General features: G+C 67.9%; 14 protein-coding genes. 7 read left to right on the top strand and 7 right to left on the bottom strand.

The genetic code is table 11. From position 1 onward, the window contains the following. Positions 1-90: 90 nt before the first annotated feature. Positions 91-822: a hypothetical protein gene (locus tag AC23D4_RS00380; RefSeq protein ID WP_472888856.1), complete on the top strand. Its 732-nt coding sequence runs from the start codon at positions 91-93 to the stop codon at positions 820-822. Positions 823-897: 75 nt separating this feature from the next. On the opposite strand, the gene AC23D4_RS00385 is transcribed toward AC23D4_RS00380, so the two are convergent. Together AC23D4_RS00385 and AC23D4_RS00390 are read right to left on the bottom strand one after the other, a co-directional pair. Beyond that, positions 898-1707, bottom strand: a complete 810-nt coding sequence (locus AC23D4_RS00385) for an MBL fold metallo-hydrolase (RefSeq protein ID WP_472888855.1) — start codon at positions 1705-1707, stop codon at positions 898-900. A 47-nt stretch (positions 1708-1754) separates the two neighbouring features. Continuing rightward, positions 1755-2234 carry a c-type cytochrome gene (locus tag AC23D4_RS00390; protein ID WP_472888854.1) on the bottom strand — a complete coding sequence of 160 codons (480 nt, stop codon included), beginning with the start codon at positions 2232-2234 and terminating at the stop codon, positions 1755-1757. Between the two features lie 289 nt (positions 2235-2523). Between AC23D4_RS00390 and AC23D4_RS00395 the strand changes: the two genes are divergently transcribed. The 4 genes from AC23D4_RS00395 to AC23D4_RS00410 all read left to right on the top strand — a co-directional run bounded on the left by AC23D4_RS00395 (position 2524) and on the right by AC23D4_RS00410 (position 6421). Further along, complete coding sequence (locus AC23D4_RS00395) at positions 2524-3141, top strand: TetR/AcrR family transcriptional regulator (protein ID WP_472888853.1); 618 nt, start codon at positions 2524-2526, stop codon at positions 3139-3141. A 16-nt stretch (positions 3142-3157) separates the two neighbouring features. Further along, entirely contained in the window at positions 3158-3574 is a 417-nt protein-coding gene (locus AC23D4_RS00400) for a hypothetical protein (protein WP_472888852.1), read from the top strand. 151 nt (positions 3575-3725) lie between these two features. Next, on the top strand, positions 3726-4571 hold the full coding sequence (locus tag AC23D4_RS00405) for an NYN domain-containing protein (RefSeq protein ID WP_472888851.1): 846 nt from the start codon (positions 3726-3728) through the stop codon (positions 4569-4571). A 251-nt stretch (positions 4572-4822) separates the two neighbouring features. Further along, entirely contained in the window at positions 4823-6421 is a 1599-nt protein-coding gene (locus AC23D4_RS00410; RefSeq protein ID WP_472888850.1) for a M28 family metallopeptidase, read from the top strand. Positions 6422-6510: 89 nt separating this feature from the next. Here the strand turns inward: AC23D4_RS00410 and AC23D4_RS00415 are convergent, their stop codons facing one another. From AC23D4_RS00415 to aroE, 5 genes are all read right to left on the bottom strand, one after another. After that, positions 6511-7311 carry an amidohydrolase family protein gene (locus tag AC23D4_RS00415; protein WP_472888849.1) on the bottom strand — a complete coding sequence of 267 codons (801 nt, stop codon included), beginning with the start codon at positions 7309-7311 and terminating at the stop codon, positions 6511-6513. Then, on the bottom strand, positions 7308-8312 hold the full coding sequence (locus tag AC23D4_RS00420) for a tripartite tricarboxylate transporter substrate binding protein (RefSeq protein WP_472888848.1): 1005 nt from the start codon (positions 8310-8312) through the stop codon (positions 7308-7310). Before AC23D4_RS00420 ends, AC23D4_RS00415 begins: the two co-directional genes overlap by 4 nt. Positions 8313-8322: 10 nt before the next feature. Next, positions 8323-9063 (bottom strand): GntR family transcriptional regulator, encoded by a 741-nt coding sequence (locus AC23D4_RS00425; RefSeq protein WP_472888847.1) that lies wholly within the window; start codon positions 9061-9063, stop codon positions 8323-8325. 71 nt (positions 9064-9134) lie between these two features. Further along, positions 9135-10022: an EamA family transporter gene (locus AC23D4_RS00430; protein WP_472888846.1), complete on the bottom strand. Its 888-nt coding sequence runs from the start codon at positions 10020-10022 to the stop codon at positions 9135-9137. A 7-nt stretch (positions 10023-10029) separates the two neighbouring features. Continuing rightward, positions 10030-10851 (bottom strand): shikimate dehydrogenase, encoded by an 822-nt coding sequence (gene aroE / locus AC23D4_RS00435; protein WP_472888845.1) that lies wholly within the window; start codon positions 10849-10851, stop codon positions 10030-10032. A gap of 103 nt (positions 10852-10954) precedes the next feature. On the opposite strand from aroE, the gene AC23D4_RS00440 reads away from it, so the two are divergent. Both AC23D4_RS00440 and AC23D4_RS00445 read left to right on the top strand, forming a co-directional pair. Continuing rightward, complete coding sequence (locus AC23D4_RS00440) at positions 10955-11614, top strand: DsbA family oxidoreductase (protein WP_472888844.1); 660 nt, start codon at positions 10955-10957, stop codon at positions 11612-11614. A 54-nt stretch (positions 11615-11668) separates the two neighbouring features. Then, a complete protein-coding gene (locus AC23D4_RS00445) occupies positions 11669-13726 on the top strand; it encodes a sensor histidine kinase (RefSeq protein ID WP_472888843.1) in 2058 nt (685 codons plus the stop codon). Positions 13727-13729 lie beyond the last annotated feature (3 nt).

Here is a 13729-nt window from a genome sequence, read left to right on the forward strand (position 1 = left end):
CCTCTGCGATCGTCAGCCGGTTAAGCTCGTCGCCTGATGTCATCATTTCGCCACAGTATTGCGCTAGGACTTGCAGGAGCAGACGCGAACGTGCGGTCGTGGTGGCGGGCGCTGTGTGCGCTGGCCGCGCTGAATGTGTGCCTGTGGCTGGCCGTATGGCACTTCGGGCCTGTCAGCGGTGTCTACGTGCTGGTGTGCGCCTACCGCTCGGTGCTGCCCCGGGTGGACCTCGAGCGGCTCGTGGTCGTGGACACGCGCCTGTCCAGCATCTTCCTGGGCCGCGCCGCAGCCACGGTCGCCGAGATCTGCTTCGCGATACAGCTGGGGCTGCTGGTCCAGCAGCTGGGCGTGCATGCTGGCATGCCGTGGGTGCAAAAGGCCGCCTGGGCGGTCCCGGTGTTCATGGTGGTGGCACAGGGGTTCTGCTGGCACAGCGTGCTGACGCTGAATCACTTCAGCCAGGCCGTCGAGTCCATGCTCTGGGCGGCTGGCTTTTCGTGGATGGCGGCCCTGCTGGGCGTCATCGCTCTCGACAGCAGTGGCTGGGTGAACTCGCTGGCGATCTTCGGGATTCTCTGCTCGATGGCCTTCGTTGCCTATGTCGTGGGCGTGGACGCGCCGATGTACTGGCGCCGTTACCGGCACGGGCGCGCGGGCGGGCAAGCCTACTTGCGCCTCGACCAGGGCGCGCGCGACGCCTGGCAACGTCGCGTGCGCAGCGGCAACTGGGCCGCGTGGAAGGCCGACGCGCTCTGGCTGACGCCCTACTTCAGCTTCGGTGTCTGGGTCAGCATCGCGATGGTGTTCGTTCCCGGCGCCTGAGCACATCGGAGGCGTGAGCCCGCAGCATCGCGCGCCGCGCAGGAACCGTCGCTGACGACCAGGACGACCAGTGGCTCATGCGAGTGCGGGCTCAGCGAGCCGGATCGCCTGCTCGAAAGCCTGCTGGTCAGGGCCGACGAAGGGCGCACGCTCGCGCGCAGACTCAAGGCCCGAGTAGAGCAACGCCTCGATCTTCTCGGCTGGGGGCAAATGGCTGCTGAGCACACGCAGCGGCCGAAGGTCGCGCCATGGCAAACACGCGGCCGCCAGCGTTTCACGGTCGAGTTGTGCGAGCCAGGGCGCGTCGATGGTCGCCCACAGCGCGAGCCCCTCGCGCAGTTCGACCGAATTGACTTCTGCCGCCGACCCGGCCGCCTCCGCCAGTACCGCGCCGAAGCAGTCCGAGCTGAAGAGGTGGCGGGTGTGGGTATCGAACAAGGCCATCGTCTCTGGCGCGTCGTAGACCGGCGGACGCAGTGCGAGCAGGCGGCGGTTGCCCACGTCCAGCGCCTGCCCCGGATTGAGCAGCCAGGTGCGCTCCAGCGGCAACTGATGCAGTCCCAGCTTGCCCACGCCCAGGTAGTTGGTGACGACACGGGCCTGCGGCGCCACATCCATGACGGCGCGCAGCGCGCCCATGTGGTCCGCATCGGCATGGGTGAGCCAGATCCAGCGCAGATCAGCCGGGTCCATCCTCGCGGCCAGCGAAGCCACGAAGTCATCGCGCAATGCGCCGATGCCGGTGTCCACCAGCACCGGCTCGCGGGCGTGGATCAGATACGCATTGACCGGCAGTACGCCCAGGCCGGGCAAAGGCACGTGAGTGCAGAACAGGTCGGTGTCGGGGCCGATGCGGCGCGCCGGCAGCAAGGTGGGTTGGTCCATGGTCAGGATTCCTTTCAAACGATTGGGAGTGGGTTTATGGGCATGCGTCAGCCGGGGAACTGCACGACAGGTCCCGCGGGAGCTTGTCCGGGTGGTACGTAGGCCGGTGCCGGTGCGCCAGCCGGACCCAGGTGACGGATGTAGTGGTACAGCGCGCGCAGGTCGCGCTCGTCCATGGCGTGCACGTTGAACCACGGCATCGGCGGCCGCGGCTTGAAGCTGCGTGCGGTGCGCAGCCACGAAGACTCGCTGTGCTCGCGCATGTACAGACGCAGGTTGGTCGCGTAGGTGGTTCCCCAGGGGCCGTTCCAGCCGAGCGGATCGCCGGTGAGCCATAGCGCTTCGGGAACGCGGCCCTCGGCCGATGCGTAGCCGGGCGTGTGACAGTCGTTGCAGCCGGCGGTCTGAGCCAGGTAGCGGCCGCGCGCGACGAGCACGCGATCCCCGTCCAATGCGGCAGCCGGGCCAGGGGCCGCCAGCGCGAGGAGCGCGCAGGTTGCGGCAGCGAGGGAAAAAGTCGAGGGCATTGCTGTGGTCCTTTCCGGGATGTGTGGAGGTCCGGAAAGTTTGATCGCCAGCACCTGGCCGCGATGTGAAGAGTTAGCTAACCAAACGCTAAAAATTTGCTAAAACAAACCCCTCTTGCGAAATGAATCCAGTTACGAGAAAATCGTCTCATTAAAAAACAGGCAAAAGGAAAATTCGAATGGGACTTTCCCGCGCACAGATGGATCGCGTGCTCGACGAGCACTTCCGCCACCAGGCCAACGACGACGTCGAGGCCATCCTCGAACAGTTGCCACAGCAGGAGGCGGCATGAAGAACGAATCCGGGGCGCGCGCGAATCAGTTGCGCCGCACACGCAAAGATTTGTTGCAGGCCGCTGCACGGCTCACACGCCAGGGCCGGAATCCCAGCCTCGAGGAGGTTGCCGAGGAGGCGATGGTCTCGCGCGCCACTGCGTACCGTCACTTTCCTGATGTCAACGCGTTGATCGTCGAGGCATCCCTGGATCTCGATACGCCCCAGCCCGAGCAGTTGTTCCTCGACGGGCCACCCGAGGACCCGGTGGCACGCATGGAGCGAGTGGATTCGGCGCTTGAGGCGATGATCCGCGACAACGAGGTTGCCCTGCGCCTGATGATGAAGCACGCGCTCGATCGCAGTGTGCGACGTACCGATGACTCGACCATCCCGATGCGCCAGAACCGCCGCACGCCGCTGATCGAGGCGGCGCTGGAGCCGGCGCGTCGCCAGTTCCGTCCTGTCGCGCTGAAAACGCTCACGCGCGCGCTGGCGATGGTGGTCGGCACCGAGTCCATGCTGGCGCTCAAGGATGTTCTGCAACTCGACGACACCGAAGCGCGGCGCGTGCGGCGCTGGGCGATTCGAGCGCTTGTTGATGCCGCTCGCAAGCCCGCCACTGCCACCTGAAGGAACTGCTGCGGTGATGCTGATTCCGCAAACTGAACCCGTCGAGGTGCGCTACTACCCGTGCGACGGCAGCGTGTTCCTGGACACGCACTACCTGATCAAGGGCGTGGCTGGTTCACTGTTCTGGAAGCTCGCGCGCGAACATGTGCGCCATCAGCGCTGCGAGTTCAGCACGCGTGAGCTTCGACTCTCTGGCCACGAACTGCGCCTTCCCGCCGTGCAGGACAACCTCAGCGTGCGCCTGCTGTTGCTGCAGCGTCGACTCGCAGAGCGCCATGCCGCCATGCAAATCCAGCGCACCGGTCGCGGCCGATTCCGCATCGAAGTGGCCAGGCCGCTTCTGCTGCACGAGGTATGTGGACCGGCCAGCGATGTCCCGGCCACGCTCCCTGCCACGTTTGCCGCCGCGACTGTGTTCGCGCTGCCGGGCTGATATCGCAGCCGAGAGTGCGGATGGCAGTCGGCAAGGAACGGGCGGCCTGTACGGCATTTGCGGGTTTCGCAGCCTGGCCACCAGCCTGTCCTTGACAAGCCAGGCTGGTGGCACTGTGTACATTGCAGGCTCAACCAAGGAGGACACAGCCATGCGGGTTTTTCTGATCGATGCGGACAACCTTTCTTCGCCCGCCTGGGTGGACGAAGCCTTCAAGGCACTCGAAACCGCCGAGGGCAGTTTCGCGGTGCGGCGGGCCTATGGCAGCGCCGAAAACCTCAAGGGCCTGGCCGACACGCTGCGCACCTGGGCCATCCGGCCGTTCGTGAACCTGTCGCTGAGCAAGAACACGACCGACATCGCGCTCGCCGCCGATGCCATGGCGTTTGCCTGCCAGCAGCCAGCGCCGGCCATGATCGTCATCGGCTCGGGCGATGCGGACTTTGTGCCGCTGGTGGTGCGGCTGCGGGAACGCGGCATCCAGGTGGTCTGCGTCTCCGAGGCGAGCAAGATGGCGCCCGAAGCGGTGCCGGCCTACGACCGCGTGTTGTATGTCGGACCTGCGAGGTCCGCTCGGACCTCAGCGCCGTCGCCTGCACCAGCGGCAGCGCCCGCGAAGGCCCGCCGCTCGGCGCCCGCGGCTGCGCCGACCACCAAGGCCGCTGCGAAAAAGGTGCCGGCCAAAAAGGCGGTCGCCCGCAAGGAAGTGCCCGCGGCCCCACCCGCCCCGAAGGAGCCGGCACGCAAGACGGCCGCGAAACCGGCCGCGCCTGGCGATGGCCTCACGGTGCCGCGCATCCTCGTCGCGGTACCGGCCCTCGAAGCCGGTGCCTGGCTACCCCTGGGTGAAGTGGCCAAGGCCCTGCGCGATGGCGGCTTGCTGGGCAAGAGCGCGCTATCGACCAAGCTGTTCAAGAAGTTTCCAGCGCACTTCGAGCTCCGGCCCGGCCGGCAGCCCAACGAGGTTCGCCTGGTGTCGCCTCCAGCTGCCACCTGAGCGCAGTCAGCGCTCCACGGGTGCGTACACGGGCGGCGCGCAGCAGCCCGGTCAATGCGCGGCCAGATCCAAGCTCCATGGCTCCGGTGGTGGGTTCAATCCGTTTCATTCGTGTCGGTCTGTAAGTGCTCTTGTGGCTGTCCCGAGCGGGGGAGTACGCTGCCTTCCCCCTCGCGGTCGGTGCTGACCGGGATGCCAGTCGATCGATGGCGACGGGACCCGATGACGTCAACAACACACAGGAGACGGATATGAAGAAGACCGGTATGGATGCTCGGCGCCCGGCCCGAGGACGGTGGAGTGCGACGGCGGTCGCTGCGATGCTCGTGGTGGCTTGCGGCGGAGGTGGCGAGAGCGGCAGCGCCACCTCCGGCGACGCGGCGGTGGCCAAGCTGGCGCCTGCCGGCTCTTCTGCATCGGGGGATTCCTCCAGCTGCGCCAACAGGGTCAACAACACGTTCCAGAAGCTGCTCGAATGCGTCACGCTCGACGGCGTGCGGCGCCACCAGGCGGCCCTGCAGGCGATCGCGGATGCGAACAACGGCATCCGCACCTCGGGCACGCCGGGCTACGACGCTTCGGTGGGCTACGCGGCGGAGGTGCTGCGCGAGGCGGGCTACCTGGTCACCATCACGGACTTCCAGTTCCAGACCTTCATCACCCTCTCGGGCACCGTGCTGGAGCAGGTGGCGCCCGGACCGACGGCGCCGCTGGCCAACAACACCATGGAGTACTCGGGCAGCGGCGACATCACGGCCCCGGTGACGGCCCTGCTGGCCCCGCCAGCCGATGCCACGCCAGGCTGCGAGGCCGCAGACTTCGCCGGTTTTCCGGCCGGGAACATCGCGCTCATCAGCCGCGGGGCCTGCACCTTCGCCATCAAGGCCACCAACGCCCATGCGGCCGGGGCCAGCGGTGTCGTGATCTACAACAACGCCGACGGCGACCTCAACGGCACGCTGGGCGAGGCCTTCGCGCTGGACATCGGTGTCACCTCGGTCACCCAGGCCCTGGGGCAGCAGCTGGCGGCGACGCCGGGCCTGGTGCTCAGGCTCAAGACCGATACCTTCCGTGGCGAGGCGACCACCAGCAACGTCATCGCGGAGTCGCGCTCGGGTGATCCGAACAACGTGGTGATGGTGGGTGCGCACCTCGATTCGGTGAACGAAGGCCCGGGCATCAACGACAACGGATCGGGTGTCGCGGCGATCCTGGAGACCGCGGTCCAGATGGCCAAGGTCAAGCCCCGCAACAAGCTGCGCTTTGCGCTGTGGGGCGCGGAAGAGGCCGGTCTGGTGGGCTCCACGAACTATGTCGACGGGCTGTCCCAGGCCGAGAAGGAGCGCATCGCGCTGTACCTGAACTTCGACATGATCGGTTCGCCCAACCACGTGTTCTTCGTCTACGACGGCGACGACTCGGACGCCACGGGTGAAGGCCCCGGCCCGGGCGGATCGGATCAGATCGAAAAAGCGTTCGAGGCTTACTACATGCAGCGGGGTGTGCCGTTCAAGGGCACCGACTTCGACGGGCGCTCGGACTACCGGGCCTTCATCGAAAACCTGATCCCGGCGGGTGGCCTGTTCACTGGCGCCGAAGGCATCAAGACAGCCGCCGAGGCCGCGTCCTGGGGCGGCACCGCAGGCCAGGCCTACGACCCGTGTTACCACCAGGCCTGCGACACCTACGCCAACAACAACGACGCGGCGCTCGACGTGAACGCCGATGCGGTGGCCTACACCACGCTGCTGTTCTCGATGAACACCTCGACCGTGAACGACCAGCGTGGCAAGGGCAACTTCCGAATGCCGGCGCTCAAGCCGCTGCACCCGGTGCCGTCGGCGAACTGAGCGGTCTACACCCCTGCCCGCCGCACAGCTGGCAGGGGAGGGGGCAAGTCTTCGGCCAGCAGGATGCACATGCCCGTTCCTTGATCGGATCAGGCGTACAGCGTGGCGCCCGCTGCGCGCACCAGGGCGGCGCGGGTGCCGCCCAATGCATCCACCACCGGCTGCCACACGCCTGCATACGGCGGCAATGCGTCGGGCGCGAACGCGGTGTGGGGCCAGTCGGAGCCCCAGACCAGGTGCTCGCCCATCAGGCTTGCGACCCGGCGAATGGAGGCTTGCAACGCGCTGTAGGGCGCCGTGGCATTCAGCCGGTACCAGCCCGACAGCTTGACCCAGGCGCCCTGAGCGGCGAGCCGCTCCAGCGTGTTCCAGGCGGGGTGCGCTGCGGGCAGCTGGGCGTGCAGGCCGGCCAGGTGGTCGAGCACGGCGGTCAGGCCGCTGCCCTGGTGCAGCTCGGCGATGGTGCCCAGCTGTTCGGGCGACGCATACCACTGCACGTGCCAGCCGCGCGCCTTCAGGCGTGGTGACAAGACGCGAAACGCATCGGGCCCGTTGCCCACCGGTGACACCAGGTTGAAGCGCACGCCGCGCACGCCCAGCCGGTGCATGTCGTCGAGTTCGGCGTCGGTGACGGCGGTGTCCACCACCGCGACACCCCGGTGACGGCCCGGCTCCCGGGCCAGCGCCCGCAGGATCAGGCTGTTGTCGGTGCCATAGACGCTGGGTTGCACCAGCACGAGATGGCCCATGCCCAGCGCCGAGGCGGTTTGCTCGATCTCGGGCAGGTCGCGCAGCACCGGCTGGTAGTGGCCAGCCTGTGCCGGGTGCGTGGGGTCGAACACATGCACATGACAGTCCCAGCCATCCCCAGGGGTGTGGTGCGTGTTCATCCGGTGGTGATGTTCCGTTCCTTGATCACCTTGGCCCACAGCGCCTGCTGCGCAGCGATGAACTTGCCCGCGCTCTGCTGGCTGGCGTCGGGAAACACGTCGCCGCCGAGCTGGCGGATGCGGCCGAGCACCTCGGCGTCTTCCAGCGCCTTGCGGATGGCAGCGACCAGCGTGGCCTTCACATCGGCGGCCATGCCAGCCGGCCCGAGGATGGGGTTCCACTCCAGCACCTCGTAGCCGCTGACGCCGGCCTCGGCCATGGTCGGCACGTCGGGCAGGGAGCGTGCGCGCAGCGTGCTGGTGACGGCGAGCGGTCGCAGCTTGCCGGCCTTGATGTGGCCCAGCGACGAAGCCACGTTGGCAAAGAACAGCGGCACCTGGCCGCCCATCACATCGTTCATGGCCGGGCCGCCGCCGCGGTAGGCCACGTGGGTCAGCGTCACGCCGGCGCGCTGCTCGAACAGGGCGCCGGCCAGGTGCTGGGCCGAGCCGTTGCCCGACGAGGCGTAGTTCAGCGGACCGGCCTTGGCCAGGCGGATCACGTCTTTCACGCTCTTTGCTTCGAAGCTCGGCGTGCACACCAGCACGTTGGGGAAGGTGGCCAGCACCGCCAGGGGCGTGAAAGCGGTGGCGGCGTTGTACGGCAGCTTGGGAAAGAGCGAGGGTGTGACGGCAAACGACGAGGCGTCGAGCAGCAGCACGCTGCCGTCGGCGGTCGCGCGCGCCACATGCCCGGCCGCCAACTGCCCGCTGGCACCGGCCTTGTTTTCCACCACCACGGTCTGGCCGAGCGCGGCCTCCAGCCGGGGCGCGATGGTGCGGGCCATGAGGTCGGCACCACCACCGGGCGGGTAAGAGACGACCAGCGTGATCGGCTTGCCGTCAGCGATCTTGCCTTGCGCGTGCGCGCCGATCCAGGGGGCGGCCAGGGTCGCGCCCGCCGCCGTGATGAGGGTGCGGCGCGAGAGCCGGACGTCGATGGGAATGCAGATCTTGCTCATGGTGTCTCCTTCAGGTGATGTTGACGGTGTAGTGAAACGCGTGCGCGTCACCGCGCGTGATGCGCAGTTCGACACAGCGCCCGGTGAGGTCGTAGGCCGAGCGCTGTACCTGCGCGCAGGGGTGGCCGGCGGGCAGGCCCAGGTGGCGGGCCTGTGTGGCGCTGAGCTGGGCAAAGCCGATGTCGTCCAGTGCGCGGTGCACGTGGACCTGCACGCGGCGCGCGAACATGGGGTAGAGCAGGTCGTCCCAGGCGCTGAGGTCGTCCTCGGCCAGCGGCTCAAACAGGTCGAGCGGGAGCCAGAGCTCTTCGAACAGGCGGGGCTGGCCGCCCATGAGACGCAGGCGGTGCAGGCGCAGAACCGGTTCCCCGGTGCCAATACCCAGCACCCGCGACACCGCGGCCGGCGCATTCACACGACTGCGCTGCAGGATGCGCGACACCGGCACCTCGCCGGTGCCGCTGTCGAAACGGAAGAAGCGCAGCATGGTCGCGCCCGAGAGCCCCTGGCGCACAAAAGTCCCTTTGCCGTGGATGCGCTCGATGAAGCCCTGTTCGGCCAGCAGCTCCAGTGCCCGCCGCATGGTGCCCAGGGCCACACGGTGTTCGGTGGCGAGCTGGCTCTCGGCGGGCAGCGCAGAGCCGGGCGACCACTCACCCGCGATCACACGCGCACGCAGCGCCTGCGCCAGCGAGGCGTAGCGGCTCAGGCCGGGTTCTGCGGGCGGGACGAGGTGAAGGGGTTTGTTCATGTGATGAACTCTAGTCCTATAGAGGACTAGAGTTCATCAGTGAAAACCCTGATCACGTCACCGCGAAGCGATCACTGCACGATTTCGTCGGCGGGTCCGTGGTGGGTGTCGGGCTGCGCTGTCACCGAGCTGCCGGCAGCGGCGGCCATGATGAAACCGATGGCCAGCCACTGCAGGCCGCTCAGCTGCTCGCCCAGTACCAGCAGGCCGAGCAGCGCGGCCACGGCCGGCTCCATGCTGGCCATGACGCCGAACGCGCTGTGCGACAGACGTTTGAGCGCCACCATTTCCAGCGAGATCGGGATCGCGCTGGATACCGCGGCCACACCCAGTCCGAACAGCAGGATGCCCGGGTCCAGCAGGGCGCTGCCCGCGTGCCAGATGCCGAAGGGCACGACGGTGATCGCCGCCATGGTCAGGCCCAGAGCGACGGAGTGGCCCGCGTGCAGATGGCCCACGCGTTTGCCGAACACGATGTACGACGCCCAGCACACCGCGGCGCCGAGTGCGAACACCACGCCTTCGGGGTCGAGGCTGGCCACGTCGTGCCCCAGCGGCAGCAGCAGGCCCAGGCCGACCACGGCCAGCGTGATCCACACGTAGTCGATCGCGCGGCGCGACGAAAAGAAGGCCACCGCGAGCGGTCCGCTGAACTCGATGGCCACCGCGACGCCGAAGGGGATGGTGCGCAACGACTGGTAGAACATCAGGTTCATGCAGCCCAGCGCCACGCCGTAGCGCACCAGGCTTTTCGCGTCTGCCTTCGACAGCGGCCAGCGCCAGGGGCGCCAGATCAGCAGCAACAGCAGCGCCGAAAAGCCCACCCGCAGCGCGGTGGTGCCGAGCGACCCCACCTGCGGAAACAGCTGTTTGGCGAACGAGGTGCCGATGCCCAGCGCGACCACGGAGCCGAACACGGCCAGCAGGGGCACGGCCTGTGCCCAGCGGTGCGAAGTCAAAACGGGCTCAGACCAGAGGAATCGTGAAGCGTGCGATCACCGGCTGGGTGTCCGGGCGCACGCCACGCCACCACTCGAAGGCCTCGGCCGCCTGCTCGACCAGCATGCCCACGCCATCGGCGATGTTCTGCACGCCCGCGGCCTGAGCCTGCTTCAGGAAGGGGGTGAGGCCCTTGCCGTAGACCAGCTCATAGGCCAGCGCGCCGGGCGCGAAGGCGCTGGCTGCCAGCGGCAGATCGGCCTGCGAGAGGCCGGTGGAGGTGGCGTTGAGCACCACGTCAAAGCGCTCGCCGGTCAGGTCTTCGTAGCCCCCGGTCTGCAGCGTGGCGTGGGCCGCGAAGTCGACCTTCAGGCCGTGCGCCTTGTCGGCGCTGCGGTTGGCGATGGCGATCAGCGCCGGCTTCTGCATGGCGATCGGCAGGATGGCGCCGCGCGTGGCGCCGCCCGCGCCGCAGATCAGCACACGCTTGCCCGCCAGCGACACACCCAGGTTGCGCTGGATGTCGTTCACCAGGCCCAGGCCGTCGAAGTTCTGCGCATGGATGCGGTCGCCCTCGAACTTGAGCGCGTTCACCGCGCCGGCCAGGCGGGCGGATTCCATCGGGTCGGTGGCGATTTCGAAGGCCTGCAGCTTGAACGGAATCGTCACGTTCATGCCGCGGCCGCCGGCGGCGATGAAGGCTTGCACCGTGGTCTTGAAGCCGTCCAGCGGACCTTCGATGGCGGTGTATTCCATGTCCTGGCCCGTGGCCTGCGCGAAGGCGGCGTGGATCAGGGGAGACTTGCTGTGGCCAATGGGGTTGCCGATGACGGCGTAGCGGTCGGTCATGGTGCGTGGAGACAGAAGGACGGCTGTTGAATGGCGAGACGTCGATTGTCGCGCAAGCCCACGAGCGTGCGCGGGGCTTGCACCGGCCTTACCATCCTGACCCATGAGCACACACCTGAAAATCGATTTCGTGTCCGACGTGTCCTGCCCCTGGTGCGCGATCGGTCTCTCCGCGCTGGAACAGGCGCTGTCCGCCGTGCAGGGCGACATCAGCGCCGAGATGCACTTCCAGCCCTTCGAGCTGAACCCGCAGATGGGCCCTGAGGGTCAGGACATCAGCGAACACCTGACACAAAAATACGGCAGCACGGCCGAACAACAGGCGCAGATCCGCGAAACCATCCGCCAGCGCGGCGCCGAAGCGGGGTTCACATTCAAGGCCGAAGGCCGCGGGCGCATCTGGAACACCTTCGACGCGCACCGGCTGCTGCAGTGGGCTGGAGAGGCCGGCACTCCGGGTCAGCAGCACGCGTTGAAGAAAGCGCTGCTGGAGGCCTACCACGGCCGTGCGGAAAGTCCGGCCGACCACGCGGTGCTGCTGGCGGCGGTGGTGAGCGTGGGCCTGGACGAGGCGCGTGCCCGCGAAGTGCTGGCGAGCGACGCGTTCGCGCAGGACGTGCGAGAGCGCGAGCAGTTCTACAACAACAACGGCATCCACTCCGTGCCCGCCGTGATCATCAACGACCGGCACCTGATCTCGGGCGGCCAGCCGGTGGCGGTGTTCGAGCAGGCGCTGCGGCAGATCGCGGCCGGGGCGGACTGACATGGGCTTCACCCGGGACGCCATCAAGCCAGAGTCAGCCGCTGTGCCGCGCGGATGCTGACCACCGACGCCGCGCCCAAGCCCCGCGGCGGGTGGTGGCGCCAGGCCTGGGCGTCGTTGCTGGAGCGCGCGTCCTTCTCCGGCGCCCACGGCCACCTGGTGAGTGTGGTGGTGGCGCTGTGCACGGCGTGGGCCAGCATCGGGCTGGCCAGCCTGATCGAGGGGGATGCGGGGCTGGCGGTGGTGGGGCTGGCCATCGATCCGCAGGGAATCATGGACATCCAGACGGTGTCGGCGCTGCCGCCCACCGCGTTTGAACCCGTGGCCCCGGTGATGGCGCTGGGTCATTCCAGCGCGGCGCGCTGGTTCGAGGTGCGGGCTTCCGCGGCGACGCCGGGGGGCGTCGCCGTGGTGGTGGTGCAGCCCAGCTACCTCGACGACGTGCGCATCTATGTCCCGGACCGCAGCACGGCGTCTGGCTGGCAGGTCCACCAGCAAGGCGATCGCATCGCCTTCGACCAGCGCATGCGCAAAGACCTGGCCTTCAGCGCCGACATGCGGCTGGACCAGGGGCAGCGCGCGTTCGTGCGGGTGGTCACACGCAACGCGCTCAACATCCGCGTGCGCCTGCTCAGCCCGCAGGTGGCGGACCGGGAAAACGCGTTCACGCTCGCGGGCGTGGGCCTGTACTGCGGCGCGGTGCTGGTCCTGGCCTTGGCCTCGGCGCTGTCTTCGGTGCTCTACCGCGACCGGTTCTGGGCCGCCAATGCCCTGTTCCAGTTCGCCACGCTGGCCACCGTGGTCTTCTACTTCGGGCTGGGCAACCAGTTCCTGTTCCCCGACCAGCCCCGGGCCGCCGACCTGGCGTCGGTGCTCAGTGGCTTCGTGCTGTTTTTCTGCGGCGCCCTGCTGTACCGGCTGCTGTACCGGCAGTACGGAGCGCCCGCCTGGCTGCTGCGCCTGTGGTGGCTCACGCTGGCGGCGCTGCCGGTGCAACTGATCCTGATTGCGCTCGACCGGGTCGATCTGGCCCTGCAGCTGAACAACGTCGTCATGCCGGCTTCCCTCGTGCTGGGCGTGTGCATGGTGCTGGCGCTGAAGTACCACGACGTTTTCCTGCTCAACCTCCTGCGGATCAACATGGTGATCACCCTGGTGTTCCTGGGGCTGCTGTACGCCACCCACCTGGGCTGGCTGGACTCGGGATTCATGCAGCTCTACCCGGGGGTGTTCATCAACCTGCTGACCGCCGTGATCCTCCATCTGGTGCTGCTGCGCCGTGGCGTCCTGCTGCGCCGCCAGCTACAGCTGGATCAGCGCGAGCTCGCGCTGATCCAGCAGCAAGTGCACATCGAGCGCCAGCGGCGCGAGGAAGACGAGCGCTTCCTGAGCATGTTGCTGCACGAAATCCGTTCACCCCTGTCCGTCGTGGCCCTGTCCCGGGCGGCACTGGAGCGCAAACTGCCCCAGGTCGGCCATGCCTCGCGCGACGCGGCGTTGCGCGACCTGCATCGCATCGAGGCCTCGGTGCAGCAGATGCGCGAGGTGTTGCAGCAGGTGCAGGCCACGAGCGAGCTGGAGCACCGGATGAGCGACGACGAGGGGTTCTCGGTCCAGGCGGCGCTGGGGACCTGCGAGATGTCCGCGCTGCTGGACCGCCTGGTGGCGGAGCACATCCGGCATGTGCGTGTGGATACCTTGCGCCTGTCCACGCTGGCGCATGGCGACCGGTGGCTGGTGGCGGGCGGGCTGGAGCGGGTGCTGATGATGGTTCGCAACCTGGTGAACAACGCGCTCAAATATTCCGCCTCCGGGTCTATGGTGGTGCTGGATGTGGCGGTGCGACCGATGGCCTCAACGGGCAGGCCCCAGTGTGCTTTGTCGGTGGTCAATCAGGTGGGTGCGGTCGGCGCGCCGGACCTGCAGCGGCTGTTCGAAAAATACTACCGGGCACCCAGTGCCCACCAGTACTCGGGTTCGGGGCTCGGGCTGTACTGGGTCCGGGGCATCGCGCAGATGCTCGGTGGCGACGTGAGCTGCAGCGTGCAGGGCAAGGAAGTGACCTTCACGCTGGTGCTGCCCCTCGTGGCGGTCAAGCCGGTGCAACGCTGACGG

The organism is Hydrogenophaga sp. L76, assembly GCF_057654755.1.

Excerpts from the sequence above, each read along its gene's own strand:
- AC23D4_RS00390 (WP_472888854.1), bottom strand. The coding sequence starts at position 2,234 with ATGCCCTCGACTTTTTCCCTCGCTGCCGCAACCTGCGCGCTCCTCGCG.
- AC23D4_RS00425 (WP_472888847.1), bottom strand. The coding sequence starts at position 9,063 with ATGAACAAACCCCTTCACCTCGTCCCGCCCGCAGAACCCGGCCTGAGC.
- aroE (WP_472888845.1), bottom strand. The coding sequence starts at position 10,851 with ATGACCGACCGCTACGCCGTCATCGGCAACCCCATTGGCCACAGCAAG.
- AC23D4_RS00395 (WP_472888853.1), top strand. The coding sequence starts at position 2,524 with ATGAAGAACGAATCCGGGGCGCGCGCGAATCAGTTGCGCCGCACACGC.
- AC23D4_RS00410 (WP_472888850.1), top strand. The coding sequence starts at position 4,823 with ATGAAGAAGACCGGTATGGATGCTCGGCGCCCGGCCCGAGGACGGTGG.
- AC23D4_RS00415 (WP_472888849.1), bottom strand. The coding sequence starts at position 7,311 with ATGAACACGCACCACACCCCTGGGGATGGCTGGGACTGTCATGTGCAT.
- AC23D4_RS00420 (WP_472888848.1), bottom strand. The coding sequence starts at position 8,312 with ATGAGCAAGATCTGCATTCCCATCGACGTCCGGCTCTCGCGCCGCACC.
- AC23D4_RS00405 (WP_472888851.1), top strand. The coding sequence starts at position 3,726 with ATGCGGGTTTTTCTGATCGATGCGGACAACCTTTCTTCGCCCGCCTGG.
- AC23D4_RS00385 (WP_472888855.1), bottom strand. The coding sequence starts at position 1,707 with ATGGACCAACCCACCTTGCTGCCGGCGCGCCGCATCGGCCCCGACACC.
- AC23D4_RS00445 (WP_472888843.1), top strand. The coding sequence starts at position 11,669 with ATGCTGACCACCGACGCCGCGCCCAAGCCCCGCGGCGGGTGGTGGCGC.
- AC23D4_RS00440 (WP_472888844.1), top strand. The coding sequence starts at position 10,955 with ATGAGCACACACCTGAAAATCGATTTCGTGTCCGACGTGTCCTGCCCC.
- AC23D4_RS00400 (WP_472888852.1), top strand. The coding sequence starts at position 3,158 with ATGCTGATTCCGCAAACTGAACCCGTCGAGGTGCGCTACTACCCGTGC.